A 26,562-nucleotide genomic window follows, 5' to 3' on the forward strand; every position below is an offset into this window, starting at 1 on the left:
TCAATATCAATTGAGAATAACAATTTTTAATTTATATAAGGATTATGAAAATGAAAACGTTAAATGCAGATGAAATAAATGCTGTTAGTGGTGGCAGTTTAGATAGATTGATTACTGTTGCGGAAATTATGTATCAAACATTAAAGTGGTCAAGCAGTGGTTATAGTAGATATGTAGAAAGCGGCCGAAGAATTGAGCATTCAATGGTGTGGTAATTACTTAGGATGATAAGTCATGCATACGGACTGCAGAGCCTGTGTGCATTTTCGTAAAAAAAAGATAGGACGAAACTATGATAGGCGCACTTAGCAAAACACATGAAAATCCACTGAATTACCTATATAGGTATATTACAAAATGTTGCTTTCAATATTCACAAAGTCCTATTTTAAGAGTTTTCCAACTCTTTCTAATTATACAAGTTCCCGCCATTGTTTTCGTAGCAATTATAAATATCATATTCAGCGATCGTGTAGCGAGCACTATTGAAAACGGTACCGCCGAACTCATCATGATTACGATTGTTAGCCCAGCTATTGAAACTTTGATGATTGCACTAGGTTATGGGATTTGCCATTCTTTTAGTGTAAGTAAAAGAAGGACGTTAGCAATTAATGCGATATTTTTTGCACTAATTCACGGCTTTTTAAATCCTGTTCGTTTTATCCCCGCCCTCTGGGCCTTTCTATTTTTCTGTTCTGCATATCAAATAGGTAATACACAAAGTTTTGCAAGAGGGTTTTTCTTATCCTTTACATTACATGCAACGTGCAATTCTTTAGTGATTGCAATTTATTTATGCACTATTAGGTAGCAAAAGATAAGGCTGACCTTTTATTGAAGTAAGGCGTTATATTTGCCATAAAAAAAGTATTGTTGTTCATTGTAGATACTGATTTTAGTAGTGTTTTACGTGGTTTATTAAATCAAACCATTGTGGTTTCGCCTTCAATTCGCTTTTAGAAATATCGCCCAAAATTGTAGAGTAAGTGCATAGGTGTATATTTTTGAGCATTTCTGGGTCTTCCTTGCACCAAAAAAGAACAGTAAGTTCAATGGGTTAGTTGAAAATTGGTTCTTGCGCCAAAGAGAATTACCATTTAGTCTAAAAATACTATAGGTATCGGATAAAGTGGCAAATGAAACAAGAAATCAAAAAAGAAGTCAAAGCTAGTCCTTCAGTTAACTCTTCTCGTCGCAGCTGGTTAAAGTCAGTTGGTTTAGGAGCTGGCGCAGTTGCGCTAACGGCTTGTGTAGATTCTAGCGTTAAAGAACTTAGCGCTGCTGGTATGAAAACGGATCATTTCCCTACCGCTACACCGAATGTCAGTGATGGCCTTGTTCGGTTGTCTTCCAATGAAAACGCGTTTGGCCCGTCAGCTAAAGCGGTTGAAGCTATGCAAGGTGAGTTGTTCAACTTGGCCCGTTATTCAGATGCCACTGTTGACGTACTAAAAAGTAAGATTGCTGCTCAGGAAGGAGTATCTGAAGATCAAATTATCGTCACTAACGGTTCATCACCTATTTTGTTTGGTTACGCCGATTGGATAACTAAAAATGGTAATAAGCTGGTGACATCAATGGCTACTTACGAAGGTGTTCCTCGCGGAGCCGAGTTCATGGGTGCCGATGTAACCTACGTCCCGTTAGATGCCGACATGAATTTCGATTTAGACGCGATTGAAGCTGCTGTTACCGAAGATACCACTGCTGTGTATATCTGTAACCCGAATAACCCAACGGGTACCGTGGTTGATGCTGCTAAACTTACTGCATTTGCAAAACGTGTGTCGAAAAAGGCACAGGTGTTTATAGACGAAGCTTATATTGAAATGTCTGATGCTTATCCTGCTAATGTACAATCAAAGTTAGTGGCAGAAGGGCACGATGTGGTTATCTGCCGTACATTCTCAAAAATTCACGCCATGGCAGGTCAACGTTTGGGCTATGCTATTTTACCAGCGGAACAAGCTAAGCAACTAGGTGGCATGCTGCGTATGGGTGGTGTGAACTACTTAGCATTAGTCGCAGGTATGGCAAGCATGGAAGATCATGCAAACCTTAATACCATGCGTTCGCGGGTTAAAGTAGAGCGTGAAAAGTTAACGTCGGCCGCAGAATCACTAGGTCAGGCTTATGCGAAAAACCCACAAGGCAACTTTATCTACATGGATACTGGAATGCCACATGATGAATTCGCGAAGCTAATGAAAGCGCAAGGTATTAAAGTGGTTGGCCGTACATGGCCTGGCTACGATACCTGGTCACGTATTAGCGTTGGTATTCCTGAAGAAACTGATGCATGCGTAAAAGCACTTAAAACAGTTTTAGGTTAGAGACTCTAAAAGGGCAAGCTTACTACACGATAAGCTTGCACGATGCTCTACCACGTTAAATTAAAACGATATGTACAAAAATGCTGGTGGTTTTGTTGGTTTTATTAGTAACAATAACCGCAAAATCGCCTGCGTTATGTAGTACGTTTACTGGTTCACATCTGAAGCATTAACGCCTTGTCTCTTTTAATGTTTGCCGTTATTACAGTACTAATGATTGCGTAATGCATCAATCAATTCGCTTTTGCTCATGCTGGAGCGACCTGAAATTCCTACCTCTTTCGCTTTTTCGTACAACTCTTTTTTAGTGCGTTCTTCATACTTTTTACTCTTACCACCTTTCTTTGAAGGTGATTGTTCGTCATTAGCTTGCGCGTTGGCAATTCTGGCTGACTTTTCTTTGCTGTAGCCTTTATCTCGAAGCGCTTCATATGTGTCGTCGTTTTTAATCTGTGCAGCGTGTTGCTTGGCCATGGTTGTCTCCTCTATTAATTTTCTTATCGGTAGGTAGCGAAAATGCCGATAAGGTTAATTAAGCCTTACTTTGTATACTACAACTTAGCGATTTTGGAGCACTGGGCGGTAGTGCCTTGTCTGTGCACTTGAGCTATAAAATTAAGCTGCACTCCTTGGCGGCAGGCCTTAGCATTAAAACTTGCTGCAAACAGTAGATCAGCTGATAAGCGGATAAACCCTACTTGTTCCTAGGTCGTTGTTACCTTTGACCTCATCCATAAAGGAAGTAGGGCATATCCGCGGTTTACACCTTACTCTACAAAGAACACATCAGACTGTAGTTCTTCACCAATGTTGGTATTTGCGCGAATGACTTCTGCTAGCGTGGTGCCTTCTACCATTTCAAGCTCGTCATCAGTTAAATATCGCTCGTACCAAAACCGGTCGCCTTCGCGGAGCTCGTCGAACTGCTTAACATTAATTGCAGTGAACAATTCGCCTAACTGAGAGCCAGTTTCAATCTGAGGATCTTCAGATAGACCGCCCACCCATAATTCAACATCATCAACCGAATTGTAGGCGTTAGACAATGCAGTTTGCAGGGTAGTATTCGACGTGATATCGCTAAATACTTCAGCACGCTCTAACCCCATGGCTTCGCGAACATCATTATATGATGGCAACCCGTGGTCACGGCCTCGTTGAATATTCAGCGAAATAAGATCAAAGCCGCCACTACCTGGTTGGCCAAACAAGAAGTTACGTAATCCATTTACCACTTTTATATCAATAGCTTGGTGCAGCTGCTTGGCCAAACCGCGTAAAATGGAGTCAATGTCATCTTCTTCTACATATAGTCCTATCCCTGTGAAGAAGGCTTCACGCAGTGCTAAGCTACCTTCGGAAATAGGATTATTATCAGCATCTAGGCGAAGTATATTGTCACTGACCTCGCTATGACCCAGCCGGTAGGCCGCCGTTGAAAATTCACTGTAAATAGTGGGGTTTACGTCGTCATCATAGCCGCGATATTCAGGCATAGTATCGGCGCCTAATAGGGCAGGTAAGTATTCGTCATACGTGATTATCTGCAGTTTGGCGATAACTAGGCGCCTGGTTTGTTCGTAGATATCTTCTACGTCAGCTTGGGGTTGCTGTTCTTGCAAAATAGACGCAATACGATTGTGCTCCCTTACCCAAACCGTATGCATCGCGGTAAGTATGGCTTGTTCGTTTACCCGAACGTCTCCGCCTAAAAATAACACACTCGGATCTGATACAAACCCATTTGCGTTAGGGAGACCGTTAGGGTTACGTGGCAGCAAGTTATTGTCAGAGGTTGCTAAAAAGGGCGACTGATCCCCTTCGCGCAACTCTTCATTACGTTCGGAATCCGAGCCATATATCATCGAGCCATCAATCCAACTCGTGATTTCATTTTCTTGCTCACGAACGTTATTGGTACTGGTACCGGTATCAGGGTCGTAAATGGCACGATTAAATGAAATTGTGACATCACCTGTACTGTTAGGATCGAAAAACACATCGCCAGTAGGCACAATGATATGTTCCGCTTCCAAGGTACTTCCGTCGGTAAGGCTTAGATCGTGGTCGATGAATTGTCCCCACTGCCACAAGTAGTCACTGGTATTGTAGGTATTGGGTATACTCTCGCCCTCAGCCTGCATTACTAGCAAGTTGCTAATTTCACGCGCACTTTTTTGTGCAGAACCCGCCATTTCAGATGCACCGTCAGTGTAAAAAGCAGGTGCAATACGCTGTAGGTGACTAAAAGTGACACCCCATTCCGGGTTATCTTGGTTGTTGCTACTGCCATCATAGGAACGTATTTCTCTACCCCCTTGGGTATTGAGAACAAAATCGTCTCTACCTTCTCTATCACGGCTGTTACGACGTTGTTGATCTACATCTTCGTCGATACCCTGTGCCGACCTACCTCTTTGGTTGTCATCACCATTGTTCCTGTTGTTGTCGGTAGTTTCATCATTATCGTTGCCGTTATTACCGGCATTGTCATTTCCGCTATTGTTTGTATCAGAAATAACATCAACGTCAGGTGTTGTTGCGGTGGTATTTGTTGTTTGCTCATCATCGGTACTATCTGAGCCGCAGCCATATAGGCTGCTTAACGTAACCGCTAAAAACGCTAACTTTTTCATAATATGTCCTGTAATTGTTTATGAGAAAACAATCATGCTCGTTCAATAAATGGGTGAGGTTGATTGCTAATTGAACCTTCAAATCCATTGAAGCATTTATAATTACTCTTTAATTCTTCAGACATTTGCATACCGAGGGCGCAGAATCGGTGAGGGGGCAGGCATCTTGTTGTTCAAAGGTTAGGAGTGAATATGTTGAAATCTGTTCAAACCTTTACGCTTTGTTGACAAATTTTACTGCCTAAGGGGTGGAGAATTAGATGAAATGCAGTTTTTTAATTAGTCGCAGGCTTAGTTAAAACCTAAGCTGACTGTACGGTTGATGAATAAAAAACAAAAAAAAAGCCGTTTGCAGAAGGCGCTACAAACAGCTTTTTATTAAATTATACGCAATGAAAAGTGTTACTTCTCGATGTTAAACGTCAACCCTGCTTTTTCAGTTAAGCGGCCAATTAACTTATCACCTAAAGCAGATGCAGGTGTAAAGAAACCGCCAGAGAGTGAAACATCTTTGCATAGGCAAAGCGCAGACTCTGAAATCATTTTACTGGTTGAGCCATAACCTGGATCTTTATCACCGATTACCGATACGGCAAGGGTTTCGCCATTTACCGCCTTACCAATAAACATCACGTCGTAAAATCCGTTTTCACGTTCTTCTTTATCTGGGCCTTCACCTGGTTTAGGACCGCCGTCGCCACCTAGTGACTTATCTTGTGCCACGTGGTTTGCGATGGCTTCGCCTTTTTCACCTGGGCCTGTTAGCATCATTTCATCATACTGAAAGCTTTTGCCGTAGGCGAAGTTTGCCAAGTAGTTAGAGCGGTGAACGTTTTTAGTATTGATGGCTGCCATAACAAACGGCGCAGCCCATGAGCCTAACGACTCATCATAATAAGGCTTGCTGCCATCGGGCTGTGGGTGGCTTTGACTCGAATCGGCAAGAGAGAAGGGGTTGATTAACGCAGACATAATTGATTTGTCTTTGCGTGCTGCAATCATGGTTTCTCTTAAGCTGGCCGCTGTGCCGCCCGAAAAAGTCCCCTGCATTTTTCTAACGCGGCCTTTCACGTACTCAATAGCTTCACCGGTTTGCTTTTTAGCGTGCTCTTGTAAAAACTGTACGCCTAAATCGAAAGGTACAGAATCGAAGCCGCATGAGAAAACAATGTTGGCACCGGTTTCTTTTGCCTTGGTTTCATACTTATTGATCATTTGGTGCATCCACGCGGGCTCACCACATAAATCGGTATAACCTGTGCCATTATCTACACAGGCAGAGAGCAATTTTTCACCGTAAATTTGATAAGGCCCTACCGTTGTCAGTACCACTGCAGTGCGCTTTGTTAGTGCATCTAACGCCGCTTCATCATCGCCGTCGGCCACAATACTTACTACTGAATCGCTAATACCTAATTCGGCTTTAACATCGGCTAATTTAGCTTCGTTACGCCCAGCAACAGCCCACTTTACGCTGTTGTCACTGCCGTATTGGCTTTGGAAGTACTCAGCTACTAATTTACCGGTAAAACCTGTGGCGCCAAAAATCACCACATCAAATTCCCGTTGTTCACTCATAAATAACGTATCCTGTTCTATCTATTATGGAAGTCTTATGTGCAACCAATATACGCAATCCGTAAACGTTAAATTATTTTTTTAGGTAATAATTGAGTATTGATTTGGGTGTGAGTGCAATTCGCTAGCGACTATTTGAAAATGATTATTCGCAAGTGCAGGTTTCAACAAATCGCTTCATACGGGTTAAGCCTTCTTTCAATCGGCTTATCTCTGTGGCGAATGATAGCCTTACATAGCGGGTGGCGTTGTGATCGCCAAAGTCATCTCCGGGCGTTAGTGCCACATATTCTTCTGCTAATAAGCGGTCACAGAATTCAACAGCAGTTAGGCCAGTGCGTTCAATGTTTATATACGCGTAAAAGGCACCATCTGGCGTAGCATCAATGCTTAAACCCATATCAGCAATAGCCTGTAGCACAAATGTAGCGCGAGCCCGCAATTGCGCTTTTTTCTGCTCACATTGAGCCAGTGATTCGGGAGTAAAACAGGCAAGTGCCGCCTGTTGGGCTAGGGTAGAAGGGCAAATAAATAGGTTCTGCGCCAATCGCTCCATAATGTGAGTCATACCTTCAGGTACTACACACCAACCTAATCGCCATCCCGTCATACCAAAGTATTTAGAAAAACTGTTTATCACAATGGTATTGCTGTGAAGCGTTTCATTAGCCAATACGGTGTTAAGTGGTGCTTGTTTTACCGAATTTGTAACTGAGTTCGTGGAACTTGATGTATCTTCGATACCTAAATCAAGATTTAAGTAAATTTCATCAACAATTAAAAAGCCGTCGTTTTGCTTGCAGGTTTCACCAATACTATACAATTCTTCTTGTGCAATAGCGGTGCCCGTAGGATTAGCTGGGCTGGCGATGAGTACCCCTTTAGTTTTGCTATCCCAGTTGTGGGTTACATCATCATGCGTTAGTTGAAACTGTTGCTCACTAGAGGTAGGCACTAACGTAACTTCGCCACCAAAGGTGTTAAGAAACCGGCGATTACAAGGGTATGAAGGGTCGCCGAGTATCACCTTATCACCGTTTTCAACGAGTGCTGCGCTAACCAATAATAAAGCGGCAGAAGCACCAGCGGTCACCACAATACGTGAAGCCGGAATATCTACGTTGTGTTGAGACTTATAAAACTGGGCGATGGCACTGCGAAGTTCAGGTAACCCTAGTGCTGAAGTATACGGGTAATCAGCTTGAGATAACGACTGCTTCATGGCTTCAACAACGGGAGTGGGGGCACCAAAATCGGGTTCACCTAGGTTTAAACGAATTACATCGTGACCAAGGTTGCTAAGCGCTGTGGCTTTCTCGCCGTAGGCCATGGCTAAAAATGGAGATAGGGTGGTGGCTCTTGAGGCGTACTTCAACATGCTGTCTTTAAGATTAGATGGGAATACCGCGTACTATATCAATTGTGCCAGCCTAATTACCAACAAAGTCGGCATATTCAGTTGCTTCATTTTGTAGCTAAATTCTGTCGCTAAATTCACTAATTAGTGCGCTGAGTTATCGCCACTGAAAATTCACTCAACTGACACCATTTTTCGATGAATAGCCATATGCATAATCAATCACTTACGATAGGGTAGTGGGTGTATAAATATAAAAATTGCGTTTGAGTTATTTTTAAAAGGAAATCAACAGTGTTGGGCCAAAACAAACAATTCAATAAAAGGGTAAATGTAGAGAAACGTCTCTCATTTAGCGCATCTCGGTGGTTAGCCGTTGTCGTTATATCTGTTTTTTTCGCGTCTCCTTCGTGGGCTGCATTGCCTTCCATTGGTGATTTTACCAAAGACATGGCAGCTAAAGATGGGCTGATCCCTGTTTATTATGACGATGAAACTGACAAAGTGTATCTGTCGATACCCAACGATGAGCAACAGTTTTTATTCCAAAGCAGCTTGCCTTACGGTGTAGGCTCTAACGATATTGGCTTAGACAGAGGCCAATTAGGGCGTACTCGCTTAATTACCTTCGAACGCTTTGGTAATAAGTTAATGCTGAAACAGTTAAATACTAAGTATCGTGCAGCCCATGGCGGCGCTGCCGAAAAACAAAGTATAAACGAAGCTTTTGCAAGTTCTGTATTGGCAGGCTTTGTGATAGTTGCGAAAAGTGATAATGCTAATTTAATTGACTACACACCTTTCTTGTTCAGCGATATTCACGGCATCGGCAACAGGTTGTCAGCAAAAAAACAGGGCAACTTTAAAGCAGATAAAAGCCGCAGCGGTGTGTATTTACCGCGAACTAAGGGTTTCGAGAAAAACACAGAACTTGAAGCCTTAGTTACATTCGCTGGCAGCAAGCCTGGTAACTATGTATCTGATGTCACTCCAGATCCTGAGAACCTTTCCGTACACCTTCATCATTCATTTGTTGCATTGCCTGATGATGGCTATACACCGCGTGCCTATCATCCCTACTCAGGGTACTGGAAATTCCGCTATTTTGATTACTCAACGGCAATTAATGAGCCTACTGAGCAGCGTTTTATTACCCGCCACCGTTTAGCTAAGGTATCGCCACATGCACCTATGAGTGAAGCGGTTGAACCTATTGTGTATTACCTAGACCCAGGTATTCCAGAGCCGGTGATGTCCTCATTGAAAGAAGGCGCAAGCTGGTGGAACCAAGCTTTCGAAGCCGCAGGTTATAAAAATGCATTCCAGGTAAAAGTGTTGCCAGAAAATGCCGATCCTATGGATGTGCGTTACAACGTGATTAATTGGGTGCATCGCGCTACCCGTGGCTGGTCTTATGGTTCATCAGTGGTCGACCCTCGCACCGGTGAAATTATAAAAGGCCATGTGACGTTGGGCTCACTGCGTGTCCGCCAAGATTATTTAATCGCATTAGGGCTTACCAGCCCATTTTCAGGTGACAATGCGAGTTCGCCAGAGCAAGAAGCCATGGCGTTAGATCGGATTAAGCAGCTTTCGGCTCATGAAGTAGGCCATACCCTCGGTATAGCGCACAACTTTGCCGCCAGTGAAAACGAAATGGCTTCAGTGATGGATTATCCACACCCTCGAATTACCTTAAAAGACGGAAAAGTAAGCCTTGAAGGGGCTTATGATAAAGGCATTGGCGCGTGGGATAAACACGCCATTGTGTATGGCTATCAAGAGTTCGGTTCCAGCATAGAAGAAACCGAAGGCTTGGCTAAGCAAATTGTTAAAACTCGCAATGAAGGGCTGGCGTTTAAGTCAGATTCAGACACGCGAAGCTCACGCCATAGTTCGGCAAACGGGCATATGTGGGAAAATGGTGCCGATCCGCTAGATGCTTTTGATGAAATTTCTGCGGTTAGACGTCATGCGCTTGATCAATTGGGAATGGATACCTTAAAGCCTAATGCTAGCTTGTCTTCATTGGAAAATGCGTTAGTGCCCATTTATTTGCTGCATCGCTTTCAATTAGAAGCGGTTGCAAAGCAAGTGGGCGGCTTAATATACGAATACGAGCGCAAAGGTGATTACACCACACCACAAGGCCAGCAAGATGTTGCTCCTCAAGTACAGCAACGTGCCATGCAGCAACTTATAACGGCTACTACAGTACCTTATTTAGCTATTCCTGAAGCGGTATTGGCACTTATTCCGCCTACTGCCTATGGTGACGATGTTACTCGTGAACACTTTCAAGGAAAAATGGGGCTAATGCTAGATCCTGTGTCTGCAGCCGCGTCGGCCAGTGATTTTGCATTATCTTTATTACTGCACCCTGAGCGTTTAAATCGTTTAGCATGGCAAAGCAGTCGTACCAAAGAGCTTATTGGTGTGGAAGGGCTGGTACGTCAAATATTAAACGTGCATTGGTATCGGGCTAAGCACAAGCGTGGCGATAAGGGCGACTTGGTTGCCACACGTCTGCAGCTAGTTGCCCTTAATGCCATTATGAAAGCTGCGACAAACCCAGCACTAGCGCCAGAAGCTAAAATGGCCGTGCACAGTGCGTTATTGGAGTTTGATGAATGGCTAGATGATGATAGCGATAGAGATGCTGATGAAGTATTGCACAAATACTTCGACACTTACTGGAAGTCTGGGCATTGGTCTGGGGCGTTCGATGTGAAGCCACTACCACCAGGTTCACCTATCTAGGTACATATTAAATCATTAAAAAAGCGACTAACTTAACCGAGTTAGTCGCTTTTTTTTACTTCCTATACTGCGATAATATTACGCGTTATCCTGCGGCTTGTTAGAAAACTGCTCGCTTAATACTTGGTACAAGTACTCTGGCTTAACCGGTTTTACGATATGGGCATTCATGCCTACCGCAAAGCTTTTCTCAATCTCAGTTTGCATGGCGTGTGCTGTCATCGCCACTATTGGAATGTTTAACGTTAGTTCTTCACGTATTTTTTGAGTGGCCGTTAAGCCATCCATCACGGGCATTTGCATGTCCATTAAGACTAAGTCGAACGCAGGTTCTTGCTCTAACATTTGCAGCGCAATTAACCCGTTTTCGGCAACGCTAACCTTTGCTTTGGTATCGGCTAAAAATAGCTTAGCGACTTTACGGTTTATTGGATCGTCTTCAACAAGTAGAATGTTTTTCTGTGAAAAGTCGGGTGGGGGCTGATTGTCTTCCTGCATCGCCATTTGAGGTTTGCCCTTGGTTGACATCTTCAATAGGCAATTTTGCAGCGAACTACTATTCACGGGCTTTTGTAGATAATATTCTACGCCAACTGGGCGGCCGAGACTTTTAAGAGACTCAATATCGTACGCAGATAACATCGCAATATTAGGCTTACTTTGACTGAATTCTTGATTAATAATAGACGCCAACTCAATGCCATCAATATCAGCCATCTTCCAATCAATGATAATTAAATCGTAGGGTACATTACTGGCTACAGCGGTACGTAAGTGCATAAGCGCATCTTTACCGCCGGTGGCTAAATCCGGGTTAATATTAATACGTAGCAAGGCTTCAGCGATGGATTGTCTAGATAACATCACATCGTCTACCACTAACACTTTAAGGTCGGATAGTTTTAGATTCCCTATGTTACTTGGCAGAGAAGCTTGATTATGAGGCTTAACTAACACAGTAAAGAAGAACGTTGCTCCTTGGCCTAGCTTACTCTCTACCCATATTTCGCCGCCCATTAATGACACCAGATGCTTACATATGGAAAGGCCTAAGCCAGTGCCGCCGTATTTGCGAGTAATAGACTCGTCAGCTTGGGTAAATGCATCAAAAAGCGTATCTATCTGGTTTTGTGAAAGGCCAATACCTGTATCTTTCACCGAAAACTCTAATAATACCCCGTGATTTGAATGTCTTTTATTTACGGATACGAACACCATGCCTTCATCGGTAAATTTAAGGGCGTTACTGAGCAAGTTATTCAATACTTGCTCTATTCGAAGGGCATCACCCATTACTTCTAAGGGCACATCGCGGGCTACGTATTGTAATAATTCAATTCGCTTCTCTTTGGCACTCAGCCCATGCAATCGAATAACCTGGCCAACTAACTTATCAAGTTCAAAGGCTTGAGATTCAATATTTAGTTTACCAGCCTCAATTTTGGAAAAATCTAGCACATCGTTAATAACGCCTAGCAAGGTTTGGGATGACTGTTCAATTTGGGTTAGATTCGTTTTCTGTTCTTCATTAATGACAGACTTTTGAGTTAGCTTAGTAAGGCCTACAATTGCATTAACTGGGGTTCTAATTTCGTGGCTCATACGGGCTAAAAATTCCGACTTAGCATCGGTGGCTTTTTGAAGATTTAAGGCCAATTCTCGCAACGTACGTTTTTGCTTAAGTGTAATGACAAACATGAGAAATAGGAGCATAGCTACACAGCAAATAGTGGCAATCACATAGATTTGCAGCGTACTTTTTTGTTCAGATAACAGCTGACTAAGCTCCAGTTCAGTAATTTTTTGTATTTTTTGGTCGGTTTCTAGTCGAGCTCGGTTGAACGCTAACTGCTCTGATTGACGAGTATCAAATACCTGCTGTTTTAACTCGGAGTATTCTAAAAGATACTCATAAGCATTAAGGTAGTTACCTTTGAGCATCGCAATACGTGATTTTAGCTTCAATGCCTCATATTGATATTCGGTAATATCTAACTCCCGAGCAATAGATAAAAATTTCGAAACCGTATCCGTCGCCTCTTCAACCCGTTCCAGTTCAAGTAAAACCTCTGACTGTACCGCAAGTCCGGCAACCTCTCGCTGGCGATAGTTCCCTTTTGCTGCATGAAAGATAATTTCTTCAGTAACTGCAAGGGCTTCATCGTAATTACCTAGCCGCAACTGGGTTTTGGCAAGGTAGAAAAATAAGATGGGAGAAAATTTATCAGGGGCCGTATTTATTCTGTTAATTAACGCTTTTGCTTCTTTAACACGGTCTTTAGCTAATAAGCCAGATACGATAAAACCGTAACCTTGTTCTTCATAGTAAGGGTTACCACGTTTAATCGATTCTGCGACCAGTTGTTCGCCAGTATCAATCAAATGATCAGCCCACTGGTTCGATTTAGTATACAAATTACCTATGGCTTGTAAGGTGTTTTGCACATATGAAGTGTCTAGTGATTGATGAATACTAAGGCTACTTAACAGTAGCTCTAGCGACTCGCCATACAAGTCGAAAAAGTAAGTTATTATGCCTTGCCGTCTTAATGCCTCGGCGAGTTGCAATTGGTTGTTAGATTCAGCCGCTAGCTTTTTTGCTAGCGTCGCTTTTTCATAAGCTAATTGGTAATTTCCCGTAAGAATATACGAATGACTTTTAAGGTTATAAAAGTGAGCTTCGTAAGTAGGGAGATCTTTATCTGCGAGGTATATTTCTGCTTGGTCGAGTAGCTTTTTGGCTAAAGTGGGGTTAACGAATACATTTTCATCAGCTGCTTGTAACACCTTTTCAATATCAATGGATGTTTCTTGCGCGCCCACAGCAAAGCAAGGCAGTGCTAAAAGCACTACCCAAAAAAGGTGAAACCAACTCAAGAATTTACATCCATTTATTGAAAATTAACTTATTTAGAGTGACTAATTTCAAGGTTGTCGGCACCTTCGGCTTCACATCTACCTTTAATGGCGTTTACGTCGTTTTTTGCACATAGCTGAACGTCTTCGTCTGATAACCCAAATGCTTTAGCAGTACCTTCAGGATCTTTAAGGTATTGCTGTTTTAATTTGGCGTCTTTATCCATGGTGATAAGAAATCTTACTAATAAATCTTTCATTTTTAATTCCTTTAAATGTTTTATTGCATATAGCTATTTGGTTTTAACCAAATAACTGTTGCTCAAAAATGGCAGGGGTTAGTTTTAGTTTTGTCATTGTTTTCATATCAAACTCGGGTAAGCCTTTCGATGGTATTACCATAGTCGTGATAGGTTTAGGTATCACTGCGGCTAAATCTCTAAGTTCAAGGTATTCTATGCGAGGCGCAGCGATAGGAATAGTTGAAGCTTCATATATTATAATCTTGTGGCTAGGACTAAAGTACTTTAGGAGTTCATCTCTTAGCAGTGTTAAACCTGGGTGCGATGTACGATGTTTGTTGTGCGTAAAATCAGCAATACTGCCAATTTGCCAAATGATTTGCATCATGTGGGGGTCTAGGGTGTATTGCCTTAATAAAAACTGCGTTGCCTCGTAAGACTGGCAACCATAATGTGAAGGATCTAACCCTAAATCAGCAACTAAGCAGTCTTCTGCTGAAATACCCGGTAGCATTTCGGCGCTATAGCCTTCTGATTTCAGCTGCTTAATGGCTACATGAGAGGGATTCACAAATACACCTGGGTGGCCATAAAATGCAGCAACCACTTTTTTACCTGATTTTACTTCATCAACAATGCGCTGAGTCATTTTCTGGTAGGTGAGTGCTCGGGATTTACCTTGTTCATAAAGGTTGCGTAAACACACCACGTTCGAATTTATCATCTGCAGGTTAATTAGCGCTGATTCTGTTACAACACTTAACACAATGTCTGCTGTTTTTAACAGGCTTTCTGTAATTAGGGTCATTTGGCCCGACACCGTAATTCCTGTACCTACCACTACGAGTGACCCTGTTGACTCTGTTTTCATACCCTGTACTTCCATTGTGCATTTACTACGTATAGCCTCATATGAATATAATGGATATTCTACGTGTTGTTAATCACTTTATGGTTATAACGGGTATGATTTTGGGGTTGAGGTTAAGGTCGTGGTTAAGGTTAAGGGAACAGCTTCAGATAAATACAGTCGCTTAAGTAAAAACTACAAGCCCTCAGAGAGAAATATTGTTTATAACAACTTCCTAGTTACTTTAAATTTAGATGTAGAAGCACTATTGTAGCTTTAGTTAGGCCTAGAATTTTGAACCTAAATCGTGAAAATCTTTAAAAAGGGGTGTTAGGATGCTTAAACAACATAAGAGTCTCACTAGAAATTTTAGCTTATGTTTGGGTTCGCTAAGTGCGCTATCTACTCTGTCTGCGTGTACATTAAGTCATAACCCGCGAGCCGAAGTGACGGCACCGGTTTGTGTTGCTGTGCTGACCAATAAAGTCAATTGTGAAAATGAACCTTTGGCCTATAGTGAAACTGATTCCCATAGTGAATTTAACCAACAAATGCTGCCTATTAATCGCCGAGTTGATGTACTGAATAGCGAATTAGAAGATAACCGGCACAATCGGTAAAAGCGCGAATTTACAGCGCATTGCATTTCAACTTAAGGTGAAATGCAACACGATGCGTTTTTATTTAATAGATAACTTATGGCTGATACGGCAACGAAGATTGATGTAAGATAATACGAACTTTGCCGTCTTCACATTGCTTAAATACAAAGCTTTTATTTACAAAAATGTGGCTGTCGTCTTCACCAATGAAATGAACGTTACACTGCACAATGGCTAAATCACTGTGCAAAATAAAGTCTTCCTTGCTGTACCAAACCTTTACCCACGGCTTAAGTTTAAAACCATTATCGTTAGGGTAATCGCTGTTTCCACCAACAAAGTATGAAAGCGCGCCTTCTTTAGTAGGGCGGAACGTTTGTTGACCAAAGGTTAGCGTGGGCTTGAATAACACATGTCCGTTGTCGTAATCGTAGCTTTCAGAAAGTACCTGAAGAGAGAAGGCTTGAACATCGCCACCTTCAGTATGAACCTTCCCAACTTTTACTACATTGTCGCACCAAGTTTGTAATGCCGTATGCACCATTTCTTTAGTAAACATAATGTATACCTCTCCTTAAAAATATCGTGTTGTTGGGCGCTAAAAGCGCTTATTAAATAGTAAACAAGTTTTCACTGTTTAAACAAATTCACAGCAACGCTTTGCACAGTAACATTGCATATTAAAGCAATGCTATTAAAAATAGGATTTTTGTTATGTGATATCATCACGTTCGTAGCTTAAATGCTTGGCTACAGTAAGCAATAGTAATTGGAGATAGCTTTTATCTATCAAGGGTTAAGGCGCTGGGGGGAATGTGTGGTACCTGTTGTTAGTGCTTTACCAACAAAATTATTGCTGTACCAACGGATTTGATAAACGTGTGAGTAATTATATAAAAATGAGTTCAGAAATAGGCCTCTAATCGCCGTCAGGCTGAACGTTCGGCGGGGCGGGGTTGTTAGCCCTTTAACCTGTAAGCCCTGTAACCTGTTTGGACAGGGCAATTGAAACGGATATTGCTAAGGTAAAATGAACAAACAGCACCATTATTAAAACACTTAAAAAACTGAGTTCAGCCAAGGTGTTTTTTACCTATTATGCAAAAAGGACAATAAAGAGCCAGCTAGCATCAATATGGCAAATAAAACCAAAGCAGTTTTAATGTTTGCAAATGAATTAGGCATTGGCTCTTTAGCCCTGAATTTACTATGTATCTATTCACTTTATATTTATTATTACATCGTCGTTAACGATATACATATCACTACTTATGTAAATCTATAGTTTCCTACCAAGCCTTTTTTCAATCTGACGCTTCTCCCAATTTGCACCAAAAAAATTAATAACTTCAAAAGCACTTAAGCCGTGGCTAAGAATACCAATGCCCCAGCCAAAGGCAGGCCATATTGCCCAGATGTAACTTGAATTGGTCGCCAGATTTAAAACGAACAGTAAACTGATAACGATTAAATAAGTGACTAAGTGAGAATAGAAACTCTTAATTGCACGTACTTGATCTATTACCGCTTGCTCTTCATTCGTAAAGTTTATATCGCTTGCCATGGTAGGTTCCTTTTGTAGTTCCGACACGCTTAAGTCAAAAGCAGCGGCAAGGGATTTAAGAGATTCAAGACCTGGTTTTTGACCTCGTTCAATTCGCTGTATGGTTCGAATACTTAAACCACTCACTTCAGCTAATTGCTCTTGAGACCAGCCTTTTTTTAGTCGATATTTCCTAACTATCATCTCTTTTATCCTTATCGCTGTATCAGCCTGAACGTTATCTTCTACAAAACATTTTCACCACGTCATATACCTGACAGTATTGTGACAGTGTATAAATATCAATAGGTTATGAATTCACGGGTGACTTAACTAATTTCAGTTTCGGTAATAAAAACCAAATGGCGTACCATCAATATTCGCCGTTTGTTAAAGGTTACTTGCGACTGAGCTTATTTGACATGCTAAAAGGAGAATAAGTGAAAGGGTTAATACTGAATTTTGCCGCAAACCAGGAGCTCCAAGCTAAATACATTACAGCTACCCCTTTAGATAATTCGAGTAAACTTTGCAGTAAATCAGGCAGAGCAACTAACGAACCTATAATAAGAATACCGCCAAAGAAAAAGAAAGTAGCGGCAGCGAAGTATGCACATGCTTTTGTGACAGGGTGGAATGAAGGTGGTTGCTCGCTCATAAAAAAGTCCTTTTTTAAATTTGTAAATTAACCATTTTTACATCGATTGAATGAAGCAGCAGATTTATTCGTAAGTTGTGCATACCAAGTTTATTAGGTCACAATATGTGATCAATACAAAGGCAGATAAGAAATATTATTATGCGCAATCTTATTAGTTAATATCGACTATAAAATAGGTTTTGTCTATGGGGCTTAGAAAATCAAATGGGTAATACTTTTAATGCAATTGTTCACGCCCTTAACTAATAAACTAATTGCAGATAGAGAGGTAATTAGTAATTACCTTTACTACTTTTCACAAAGAGGGGAGGCCTTTTGAAACCCTGAGGTATTAGTTCTTGTTAGATTTATCTGAACTAAACATGCCACAAAGAGCCGTTAGTACCCCTGACACAGAGTCTTCTATAGCATCAGTGCTTGGGGCACTTTTATTACCATAAACTGAGTTAGGCTCTTGTTTCTATTGGCAATTAAATCAGACTTGCCCCCACTGTCGCAACAGGTTGTGATATACCCCTGTTAGCTGCACTATTTCTGGGCTATCGTTGAGATTTTGTCGTAATGCTTGTATCGCCATGTCCATGTTGTACAAAATACTACGCCTTTCATCACTTGGCACCATACTTTGCAGCCAAAAGAAAGACGCTAGGCGTCGTCCTTTGGTAACTGGAGTCACTCTATGTAAGCTAGTCGATGGGTACAACACCATATCACCAGCTTCAAATTTAATGCTTTGAGAACCATACGTATCCTCAATAACTAACTCTCCACCTTCGTACTCATCAGGCTCTGAAATAAATAGTGTCATCGATAAGTCGGTACGAACTTTTACCGGCGTGCCTGGAACCTGTCTAATAGCATTATCAACGTGCGTTCCAAAAGCATGTCCGCCTTGATAACAGTTAAATAAAGGGGGAAATATTTTGTTCGGCAAGGCTGCTGATAAAAATTGATTGTTACGAGAAAGGGCCAGTAAAATCATATCGCCTAACTTGCGAGCGGACTCTGAATTTTCTGGTATCTGTAAGTTATTTTTTGCTTGAGAACTCTGATAGCCAGCTGTGACATTGCCATCGGTCCAATCAGCCTGCAGCATAATGCTTTTTATTTCGCTTACTTGTTCTTTATTTAATACCGATGGAATTTTTACTAACAAGCGTATTTACTCCCGTGTTTATTAAAAACAAAACCGGACATTAATCCGGTTCTGTATGTAACATTATTCATTATTTGCATATTAACGTTATGCAGGATACGTCCCTATATCCCAGTTAATATGTCATACCCTTAACTAAACTTAAAATGAATAACTTGCATTAAGACCGAAGTAACGACCTTCGCCAGGTACGAAATGTCCGCCACCAAGTTGGTCAATATAGTCTTCGTCAGTTAGGTTGGTACCGTTAAGTTGCAAGTTCAATTTTTCATTCACTTGATATGAAACCATCATATCAAACAACCAATAATCGTCAGCAATTTCACGACCAGAAGTGCTAGCACTGTTGTATCTTTCATCCATGTATTGTGTACCAAGACCAAACTGAATCGCGTCAGTTAAATCATAGCTTGCCCATAGGCTGAACGAATTTTCTGGCGTACTTGGTAATTCATTACCAATTTGCTCTACGTCTTCACCTGTAGCGCTAATTACTTCACTGTCTTGGAAAGTATAAGCAGCAGATACTTGAAGCTCGTCTGTGATTTGACCAACAATTCCAAGCTCTAAACCGTCAACTCTTTGCTCGCCATTTAGTGCGTCACCGTCGAAATCTGGGTCGTCAGAAATAGCGTTTGTTTTTTCGCTGCGGAAGATAGCGGCATTAGCAAACACTAGACCGTCAAATAGCTCCCATTTAGTACCTAGCTCATAACTTACAATTTTTTCAGGGTCTAGGTCTGCAGCATTACTACGAGTCGAAACTGTTAAGCTCTCTGCAGATGGCGTAAATGAATTACCTGCACCAAAATATACAGAACCGTTTGGAGCTGGCTTGTAAACTAGGCCAACATTCCAGCTTAGTTCTCTTTCTTCAGCGTCAAGAGTAACAGTAGGATCTTCACCATCTTGATCATAGAAATATTCAGTTTCGAATATGTCATAACGCAAACCAGCGGTTAATTCCCACTGTGGGTCGAAGGTTATAGTATCGAAAATATAAATAGCCGTTGTGTCGCCAGTCGCTTCACTGTTTTTACCAGTACGAGCGTACTCACCGGTGAATTCAACAAATGAATCAGGGTTATATAAGTCTACTAACTCTGGGGTGCTATCTAAGTTGTCGTCAACAACATCGGTATAGTTCCAACGATCAAATTTTTCGCGGCTAAGTTCAACACCGGTCACGATGTCATGAGTGGTGTTACCAAGTTGATAGCTAGTTAATAAATCTAATTGCACTACCGTGAGTGAGTTTTCAGTATCGCGAGTTTTCTCATCACTTAAACGTACATCTGTCGATGTTGAGTTATCGAGAAAGCGTGGTGCAGTTACCACGTTCAATCGTTCAACAGAACCCGTTCTAAATTGTGCGCGCAAAGTTGTTTCTTCGGTTAAATCGTTTTCATACTTAATCGTAAGCGATTTGGCAGTGATGTCTTCGAAATCACGGTATACGTTACCGTAAAAATTATCAAAATCTACCGGCGGCGCAGTACCTACGTAATCTGCTAGTTCAGCCACTGGCGTTGAGCCATTAGACACCCAAGGAATACCATAATCTGGCATATTGTCTTGTTCTTGGTATTCAGCATTAACGGTTAAACGAGAGTCGCTATCTATGTTAGTTACCAATGAACCAGCAATGGCTTGTTTTGAGTTAAATACTTCATCACGGCCAGCTACATCAGCATCGTCAGCTAATACGTTAACCCTAATAGCAGTGTCATTACCTACCATGATATTTGTATCTAACTGTGCGCGGTAATCACTTTCAGTACCCAAACGTAAACTTACGTCAGTAAACTCTTCTAGCTTAGCGGTTTTACTTTGTAAGTTGATAATCCCGCCCGCAGAACCACGACCATACATGGCAGAACTAGGACCTTTAACTACTTCAATTGCTTCAACATTGTAAGTATCGCGGTAATACCCAGATACGTCTCTTACACCGTCTACTAAAATGCTATTGGTAGCACTAAAGCCACGAATATTCATACTGTCGCCTGGAGGAGCACCACCTTCACCAGCGGCCAATGAAATCCCAGGAACACCTCTTAAAGCGTCTTGTAAGCTATCAACGTTACGATCTTTCATCATTGATTGAGGGATAACGGTAATCGTTTTAGCTGTGTCTAATAGAGGCTGCGTGTATTTAACTGAAGTTGAGTTATCTACTTTGTAGCTTTCTTCAGTTTGCGCTGTCGCTTTTGCTGTAGGTAACTGTTGGCTTTCTTGTGCAACAGCAGCGCCAAATGGCAAAACAGTCGCCATCGCTAACGTAATGGAACTACGCTTGAATTTCTTTAGTGAGGGATTGTTCATTGTGTTTTCCATTAAAGCATTCTCCGTTTGAGTATGTTTGTATTTTTTTCGGAGCGAAGATTATCATGATTTAATGCTAATGCAAGTAGTTATCATTTGCATTGTTTGCTTTATTCGCAATAGTATGGATAATAAACTTATGATTTAAATGGGCCTATCGAGATCGAGCTACTTAGCTCATCGTTTGTGATTAGTAAGAGAGACAGCAGTTGAACGATGTAAGAACATTATCCGATTTAACATTAAAAACGTTTAGCCAATCGATCAGTTCCTTCCGCTCCAGAAGCGCATATTTAGTTAGTAAAATTAGGGGAGTTAAAGGCTTAGCAACGCGACCTTTAATTTTTAGTGGCTTAGGTAGTTTATTGTTCGGTGCAAGTGCCTTAACGTTCGCTCAAGCTGCTGACTTAACTCAAATAGATAGACTCACTCAGCAATGGCTAGATATTCAGCGTCAAACAAGCCAGCTAGTGGTCGACTGGCAAAGTAGTGAACCTGTGTTACAGCAGAGAGTGACACTACTAAGTGCAGAAAAAAAACAGTTACAAGAGATACTGAATCAAAGCAAAGATAGCCAAGAGGATGTGACTAAGCGGCGCACAGAGTTGTTACAACAGCAGTCAAATCTTGAGCAACAACAAGCCGCCTTAGCCAATAAATTAAGCTTGCTAGAAGACCAAGTTACGCATTTTAGTAATTTGTTACCGCCGCCACTGCAAAATGCGTGGGCACAGCAGCAAATCAGCACCTCTGACGACAACGATACCTCTAAAAATTTACAAGCAGCTTTGGGCAAATTAAATAGTTTGATGGATTTCCAAAAACGCATTTCCGTGCATGAAGGGCCTATTTCTTTGTCTTCAGAAGGCGAGGTTATGGTGAAACAGCTTTATCTAGGAGTAAGTGCGGCTTGGTTTGTCAGCGCTGATGGAAAGCTAACAGGGCAGGGATTAGTGAAAGACGGGCAGTGGATGTGGGTTGAAGACCCGTCATTAAGCGGTGATGAAATCATGAAAGCCATAGATATATTTGAAAGACGTAAGCAAGCTGACTTTATTGAGCTTCCAGTTCGCCTTACTCGCTTAGAAACACCATCAGGTAATGCACAATGAAAAATAATTTTAAGGTGCGAGTATCCAAAAAATTTCATTTCTTAGCTTTATTGATTGCTTTATTCGCTAATTCTTCATTACAGGCTCAAGAACAAATAACAGCAGACTTATTAAAGAAAATAAGCACAGCTGAGCAGGAATTATTGAAAACCGAGAAAAGCGTGGCAAATCAGCGTAGAAAATTGGCAAATCAGTTATCTACGTTAGAAGCCGAGGTTTTAGTTTTACGTGAAAAAACTGCCGCGGTAAGGCGTCTTGCTGATGAAAAAACCTTAAGCTTATCACAACTCGAGAATCGGTTAAAAACTTGGAATCAGCAACAAGCTTATCAGCAAGGGTTGTTACAACGTTTTCTACAGCAACAAGATGATGGCAGCAATCAACCTATTCTAAATGATGTGTCACTTTCAAATAAGCTTGAAAAGGTGCTAACAAGCAGCCAGCAATTTGAGCGGAACTTCTCGCCGTCGTGGCAACAATCTAAAGTAATTTTACCTAGTGGTGATATTACTCAACTGGCAACCTTGTCTATGGGGCCTATTTCTTGGTATTGGAATGAAGCTACGGGAAAAGCCGGTATTGCCAGCAAGTTGGAAAACGAAGCGGGTCTGTTGCAAAGCGATATGCAATTTCAAGATTCAGATAGCAGCACTATTCGTGAATTATACAATCAAGAAAAAGGGTCTGTCGTATTCGACCCAACGATGAATCGCGCCATGGCTCGCCAGCAGCATTCAGAAAGCTTTTTTGAGCATGTAGTGAAGGGCGGAAAATGGGCTATTCCTATTGTGTTTTTTGCTGTATTTGCATTGAGCATCGCGTTAATAAAAGTAACCCAGCTAGGTCGTTTATCTAAAGTTATTCGATTTACCCCATCAATATTGTCCAACGCACTCGCTAATAATGGCAGGCATAGTGAGGGCGCCGCACAACCTAAAGTGTTCACTAAGGTGCAGGGAATGCAGCAACGTTTGTTAGAAATAGCGTTAAACGCTAAGTCTACTAACGAACGTGACGACCAACTATTCATGCAACTTCAAGATGATAAGACCCGATTAGAACGCTGGATAGGGGCTATTGGAATAACCGCTGCAGTATCGCCATTGTTAGGTTTACTTGGAACCGTGAGCGGTATGATAGAAACTTTCAAAATGATGACATTGTTTGGCTCAGGCGATCCAGAAGTCGTATCTGGAGGTATTGCTCAAGCCCTAGTCACGACCGAATTAGGTTTAGTTGTCGCCATTCCTGCACTTATTTTAAATGCGTTACTCTCTCGAAAAGCCAAGTCTTACTATAACGAGCTAGAAAGCTTTGCCATTTTACTAAGTAAATCTGGTGAACAGGTCGACGTTGAAGAAAATCAGTCCTTAGCCAACGAGCCTGTAAGTAAAAAACAAGCAAAAGAAGCGTCTACGACACAAGAATATAGTGGTTCTAACGTGTCGCTAAATGATGCGATGAGTACCAATTAGTGTTTGAGCAAATATACGGGAACTGGGTGTGCTGGGGCATTTTGGGCTTAGCGTTGATTTGCTATTACCAGCTATCAATCAGTTACATCATGTCTTTAGGCGCGTCTGAAAAAGCAGGCGTTGATATCGAAAACCTTCAGATACAACAAAGAACCACTGGAATATTAATTGGCGCATTACCTTTATTAGGCTTATTGGGCACAATTATAGGCTTGCTCGATTGCTTTATAGGTATTGCCAGCCAAGGTGCGAGTAATGAATTAGTTAGTGCCGGTATAGCCGATGCACTGCTTACCACACAACTTGGATTAGTTTGTGCCATTCCCGCATGGTTGATACATGCCTATGTTCGTTCAGTTCACGCGTCATTTATTCCAAAAGAATTATCGAGATAACTATGCCAAGAAGATTACAAAGACGTTTGGAACAGCAAGCTGAACAAGGTATAGACATGTCACCCTTATTGGATGTGGTGTTCATCTTGCTGATATTTTTTATTGTGACCACGGTATTTGTGAAAGAAACTGGCGTTGAAGTAGACAAACCTCAGGCCATTTCTATTCAGAAAATGGAACAAACCGCCATTTTATTAGCGATTACAAGTAATGGTGAGGTGTTTTACGATGGAAGTAATGTAGGTGTTGCCGGTGTAAGAAGTATTGTTGAGCAACTACAACGCCGTGAACCTAGGCCTGTAGTTATACAAGCCGACAAAACCGTACCCACCGAACTACTACTTGAAGTCATAGACGGCGCTAAGCTGGCTGGTGCGAAAACTGTTAATTTGGCGGCACTAAAGGGATGACTCGAAATACTCAACCCCCGCTAGATTTAGCAAATGACGAGGGTAAAACTAACGCGTCATTCAAGGTTAAGCGTTTTCGGTTTGTTTCCAAAACCCAGGCTATGGCGAGTGTGGCTAGTATCATTATTTTGTCACTGGCTTTGTTAACACTGTGGGTTGGTCATGGCTTGAGTGAAACGCCAGAAAAAACGGTAATGGTAAGAGAATTAACAGTGGCAACACCTCCACCACCTCCACCGCCTCCTGTGGTTCAGCAACAAGCTGAGCAAGCACCTGTTACCGTTCAGGTTGAAGGCGCTGGTGCAAGTGTGCAAATGGTTAAAGTGACTCAAGAAATTGTAATCGATAAACCGGATATGCCCAATTTCAAACCTCAAGAAACCCAATGGCAATCGTTGGAGGTTGATTGGGATGCGCTTGAACTCAGTGATTTAGACGGCCTTCCGAGTTTACTTACCATCCTTAGGGTTAAATGGCCAAAAAGCTTAAGCCGTAAAGGAATAAAAAAAGCGTTGGTTAAGCTTGATGTCATTATTGACGAACACGGCCAGGTGTCATTGGTTGATATTGTATCGAACCCTTATCCTCAATTAGAAAGTGAAATTAAGAGTTTAGTGCGCCGTACTAAATTCACCGCACCACAAAAAGACGGGCAACCAGCGAGAGCGCGATTTATATGGCCTGTAGAAATTAGCTCATGAGAATTATAAAAATGTTTAGAACCTGTAATTTGATGATTAAAAAACTCTCTGTATGTGCAGTGGTGTTAGGAACATTATCACCAGTAGCAGCGAGTACCAATGAGCCTGTAAATATAAGCGTTAAACTTGCCGCCCCTACATGGGAGTTTCTTTTACAAAATATGCCGAGCGGTGAAACGCAGGCTCAATTAGAAGCATCAGAAAGCAGCTTTGCGAGACAATTACAGCCTTTGTTGGCGGCGCAGAATCATCAAGCAATAATGGAAGCGTTTAGCCGCAGAAATATCGAAAACGATAGTGCTGCGCTGCGTCAATTACGTGGCCAAGTACTCATTAGCTTAAAGCAATATTCTGAGGCTGAAGTGGCGCTTAAGTCGGCGTTAACCTTAATGCCAGATTTAGCCCTTGCGCATCGTAGTTTAAGCATGGTCTACATGATTAAAAAGGATTTTCCTAACGCACGAACCCACCTTCAAAAAAGTATTGAACTGGGTGTGGCCGACGCGCAAGTATACGGCCAACTAGGCTTTGTAAATTTGCAGTTAGAGCAGGGGGCTAGTGCCATTGCGGGATATCAATATGCGTTATTTTTAGACCCTGATAATACCCAATGGAAGCACGGCTTATTGTATGCCTTAATTAATGCTCAGGCTTTTAGCCAAGCTCAAGCTTTACTTGAAGGTATGCTAATCACAACGCCGAATAACGCTGATTTATGGTTGCAAAGGGGCCAAATTGCCTTAAGACAAGGGCACTCACTTCAGGCGATCAGTAGCTTAGAAAGTGCATTACTTTTAAATAAAGCCAACGGTGTTACTAACGATGCGGATAATATTATCTCGCTAGCCCAGTTGCACATTCAAAATGGAAGCGCTGAACGTTCAGTGGAATTATTAGATGATAATTTGTCGTTATTTATCACTAAAAAGTCAGGCCAAGGGAATTCGGGAAAAAGGTTTGAAGCCGAAGCCATTGACCAAATATGTCAATGGTTGGCGTTTAACCAACGCTGGCAACCGCTTGAGCAAATACTTGAAGCATTAGCACCATACCGCAAACATACATCCAGCTATTTTACGTCACGTTTTGATGTTTATCGTAGCAAACTCGCTTTGCAAAAAGGTAATTCAAAAGCGGCTGAGAAGAGTTTAATCAGCAGTATTAAGGCCGACCCTACAAACGGTGAAGCGCTAATAACCCTAGCAAAATTGATGCATAGTAAAAAACGTTCAGTGCAAGCGATTCAATACTATACCCGAGCGCAAGCGCTGGATACATTCAAAGAACGTGCACTGTTAGGGCGTGCTCAGTTAGAGATTGATCGCCAACAATATGTAGAAGCTTTAGGTTTGTTACGCCAAGTTATTCAACTAAACCCGGCGCGACAAGACGTATTAGCCAACATTCAGTCTTTAAGTAACTTAGTAAGAAACGAAAGTTAAAACTATGGAAGCGGCAGGGCATGCTAGCTAAGCAGCCCTACGTATATGTGCCCCGCGAACAAAGTAGTTTTAATGTGTTTTTATGTGCCGTCATAGCTTTACCGTCGGTGTCGCTTTTCTGTTGG

General features: G+C 41.7%; 23 protein-coding genes. 11 read left to right on the plus strand and 12 right to left on the minus strand.

The window, feature by feature from the left end:
• Window positions 1-50: 50 nt before the first annotated feature.
• From Q4561_RS11535 to Q4561_RS11545, 3 genes are all read left to right on the plus strand, one after another.
• The gene (locus tag Q4561_RS11535; RefSeq protein WP_303460486.1) at window positions 51-215 is read left to right on the plus strand and encodes a hypothetical protein; all 165 of its coding nucleotides are present in this window, start codon (window positions 51-53) and stop codon (window positions 213-215) included.
• Window positions 216-292: 77 nt separating this feature from the next.
• On the plus strand, window positions 293-814 hold the full coding sequence (locus Q4561_RS11540) for a hypothetical protein (RefSeq protein ID WP_303460488.1): 522 nt from the start codon (window positions 293-295) through the stop codon (window positions 812-814).
• A gap of 325 nt (window positions 815-1,139) precedes the next feature.
• Window positions 1,140-2,336: a histidinol-phosphate transaminase gene (locus tag Q4561_RS11545; protein WP_303460489.1), complete on the plus strand. Its 1,197-nt coding sequence runs from the start codon at window positions 1,140-1,142 to the stop codon at window positions 2,334-2,336.
• Window positions 2,337-2,546: 210 nt separating this feature from the next.
• Here Q4561_RS11545 and Q4561_RS11550 read toward each other — a convergent pair whose 3' ends face one another.
• The 4 genes from Q4561_RS11550 to Q4561_RS11565 all read right to left on the minus strand — a co-directional run bounded on the left by Q4561_RS11550 (window position 2,547) and on the right by Q4561_RS11565 (window position 7,928).
• On the minus strand, window positions 2,547-2,810 hold the full coding sequence (locus Q4561_RS11550) for a Rho termination factor N-terminal domain-containing protein (RefSeq protein WP_303460490.1): 264 nt from the start codon (window positions 2,808-2,810) through the stop codon (window positions 2,547-2,549).
• 293 nt (window positions 2,811-3,103) lie between these two features.
• Window positions 3,104-4,972: a peroxidase family protein gene (locus Q4561_RS11555; protein ID WP_303460493.1), complete on the minus strand. Its 1,869-nt coding sequence runs from the start codon at window positions 4,970-4,972 to the stop codon at window positions 3,104-3,106.
• A 402-nt stretch (window positions 4,973-5,374) separates the two neighbouring features.
• A complete protein-coding gene (locus Q4561_RS11560) occupies window positions 5,375-6,550 on the minus strand; it encodes a trans-acting enoyl reductase family protein (protein ID WP_303460495.1) in 1,176 nt (391 codons plus the stop codon).
• Window positions 6,551-6,695: 145 nt separating this feature from the next.
• A complete protein-coding gene (locus Q4561_RS11565) occupies window positions 6,696-7,928 on the minus strand; it encodes an aminotransferase class I/II-fold pyridoxal phosphate-dependent enzyme (RefSeq protein WP_303460497.1) in 1,233 nt (410 codons plus the stop codon).
• Between the two features lie 273 nt (window positions 7,929-8,201).
• Between Q4561_RS11565 and Q4561_RS11570 the strand changes: the two genes are divergently transcribed.
• Entirely contained in the window at window positions 8,202-10,667 is a 2,466-nt protein-coding gene (locus Q4561_RS11570; RefSeq protein ID WP_303460500.1) for a zinc-dependent metalloprotease, read from the plus strand.
• Between the two features lie 78 nt (window positions 10,668-10,745).
• On the opposite strand, the gene Q4561_RS11575 is transcribed toward Q4561_RS11570, so the two are convergent.
• Genes Q4561_RS11575 through Q4561_RS11585 form a run of 3 tightly spaced genes read right to left on the minus strand, consistent with a single transcriptional unit; the run spans window position 10,746 to window position 14,636 of the window.
• Window positions 10,746-13,544 carry a response regulator gene (locus tag Q4561_RS11575; protein ID WP_303460502.1) on the minus strand — a complete coding sequence of 933 codons (2,799 nt, stop codon included), beginning with the start codon at window positions 13,542-13,544 and terminating at the stop codon, window positions 10,746-10,748.
• Between the two features lie 29 nt (window positions 13,545-13,573).
• A complete protein-coding gene (locus Q4561_RS11580; protein WP_303460504.1) occupies window positions 13,574-13,783 on the minus strand; it encodes a hypothetical protein in 210 nt (69 codons plus the stop codon).
• Window positions 13,784-13,826: 43 nt separating this feature from the next.
• Entirely contained in the window at window positions 13,827-14,636 is an 810-nt protein-coding gene (locus tag Q4561_RS11585) for an SAM-dependent methyltransferase (protein ID WP_303460505.1), read from the minus strand.
• Between the two features lie 314 nt (window positions 14,637-14,950).
• Here Q4561_RS11585 and Q4561_RS11590 point away from each other — a divergent pair, with 314 nt between their 5' ends.
• Entirely contained in the window at window positions 14,951-15,235 is a 285-nt protein-coding gene (locus Q4561_RS11590; protein ID WP_303460507.1) for a hypothetical protein, read from the plus strand.
• A gap of 76 nt (window positions 15,236-15,311) precedes the next feature.
• On the opposite strand, the gene Q4561_RS11595 is transcribed toward Q4561_RS11590, so the two are convergent.
• The 5 genes from Q4561_RS11595 to Q4561_RS11615 form a co-directional block, all read right to left on the minus strand.
• Window positions 15,312-15,776, minus strand: a complete 465-nt coding sequence (locus Q4561_RS11595) for a hypothetical protein (RefSeq protein ID WP_303460509.1) — start codon at window positions 15,774-15,776, stop codon at window positions 15,312-15,314.
• Window positions 15,777-16,496: 720 nt separating this feature from the next.
• Entirely contained in the window at window positions 16,497-16,964 is a 468-nt protein-coding gene (locus Q4561_RS11600; RefSeq protein WP_303460511.1) for a 2TM domain-containing protein, read from the minus strand.
• Between the two features lie 193 nt (window positions 16,965-17,157).
• On the minus strand, window positions 17,158-17,418 hold the full coding sequence (locus tag Q4561_RS11605) for a hypothetical protein (RefSeq protein ID WP_303460514.1): 261 nt from the start codon (window positions 17,416-17,418) through the stop codon (window positions 17,158-17,160).
• Window positions 17,419-17,896: 478 nt separating this feature from the next.
• Entirely contained in the window at window positions 17,897-18,577 is a 681-nt protein-coding gene (locus Q4561_RS11610; RefSeq protein ID WP_303460517.1) for a Fe2+-dependent dioxygenase, read from the minus strand.
• Window positions 18,578-18,718: 141 nt separating this feature from the next.
• Window positions 18,719-20,902, minus strand: a complete 2,184-nt coding sequence (locus tag Q4561_RS11615; protein ID WP_303460520.1) for a TonB-dependent siderophore receptor — start codon at window positions 20,900-20,902, stop codon at window positions 18,719-18,721.
• 365 nt (window positions 20,903-21,267) lie between these two features.
• Between Q4561_RS11615 and Q4561_RS11620 the strand changes: the two genes are divergently transcribed.
• Genes Q4561_RS11620 through Q4561_RS11645 form a run of 6 tightly spaced genes read left to right on the plus strand, consistent with a single transcriptional unit; the run spans window position 21,268 to window position 26,437 of the window.
• Entirely contained in the window at window positions 21,268-22,014 is a 747-nt protein-coding gene (locus tag Q4561_RS11620) for a DUF3450 family protein (RefSeq protein WP_303460522.1), read from the plus strand.
• On the plus strand, window positions 22,011-23,489 hold the full coding sequence (locus Q4561_RS11625) for a MotA/TolQ/ExbB proton channel family protein (protein ID WP_303460525.1): 1,479 nt from the start codon (window positions 22,011-22,013) through the stop codon (window positions 23,487-23,489). The genes Q4561_RS11620 and Q4561_RS11625 overlap by 4 nt, the downstream gene beginning before the upstream one ends.
• Window positions 23,489-23,884, plus strand: a complete 396-nt coding sequence (locus tag Q4561_RS11630) for a MotA/TolQ/ExbB proton channel family protein (RefSeq protein ID WP_303460528.1) — start codon at window positions 23,489-23,491, stop codon at window positions 23,882-23,884. The genes Q4561_RS11625 and Q4561_RS11630 overlap by 1 nt, the downstream gene beginning before the upstream one ends.
• A 2-nt stretch (window positions 23,885-23,886) precedes the next feature.
• The gene (locus Q4561_RS11635) at window positions 23,887-24,294 is read left to right on the plus strand and encodes a biopolymer transporter ExbD (protein WP_303460530.1); all 408 of its coding nucleotides are present in this window, start codon (window positions 23,887-23,889) and stop codon (window positions 24,292-24,294) included.
• A complete protein-coding gene (locus tag Q4561_RS11640) occupies window positions 24,291-24,995 on the plus strand; it encodes an energy transducer TonB (RefSeq protein WP_303460533.1) in 705 nt (234 codons plus the stop codon). The genes Q4561_RS11635 and Q4561_RS11640 overlap by 4 nt, the downstream gene beginning before the upstream one ends.
• On the plus strand, window positions 24,992-26,437 hold the full coding sequence (locus tag Q4561_RS11645) for a tetratricopeptide repeat protein (protein ID WP_303460536.1): 1,446 nt from the start codon (window positions 24,992-24,994) through the stop codon (window positions 26,435-26,437). The genes Q4561_RS11640 and Q4561_RS11645 overlap by 4 nt, the downstream gene beginning before the upstream one ends.
• Window positions 26,438-26,562: the final 125 nt, after the last annotated feature.

Source organism: Alteromonas sp. 1_MG-2023, from assembly GCF_030547075.1.
In the GTDB taxonomy this organism is placed as follows: Bacteria; Pseudomonadota; Gammaproteobacteria; order Enterobacterales; family Alteromonadaceae; genus Alteromonas.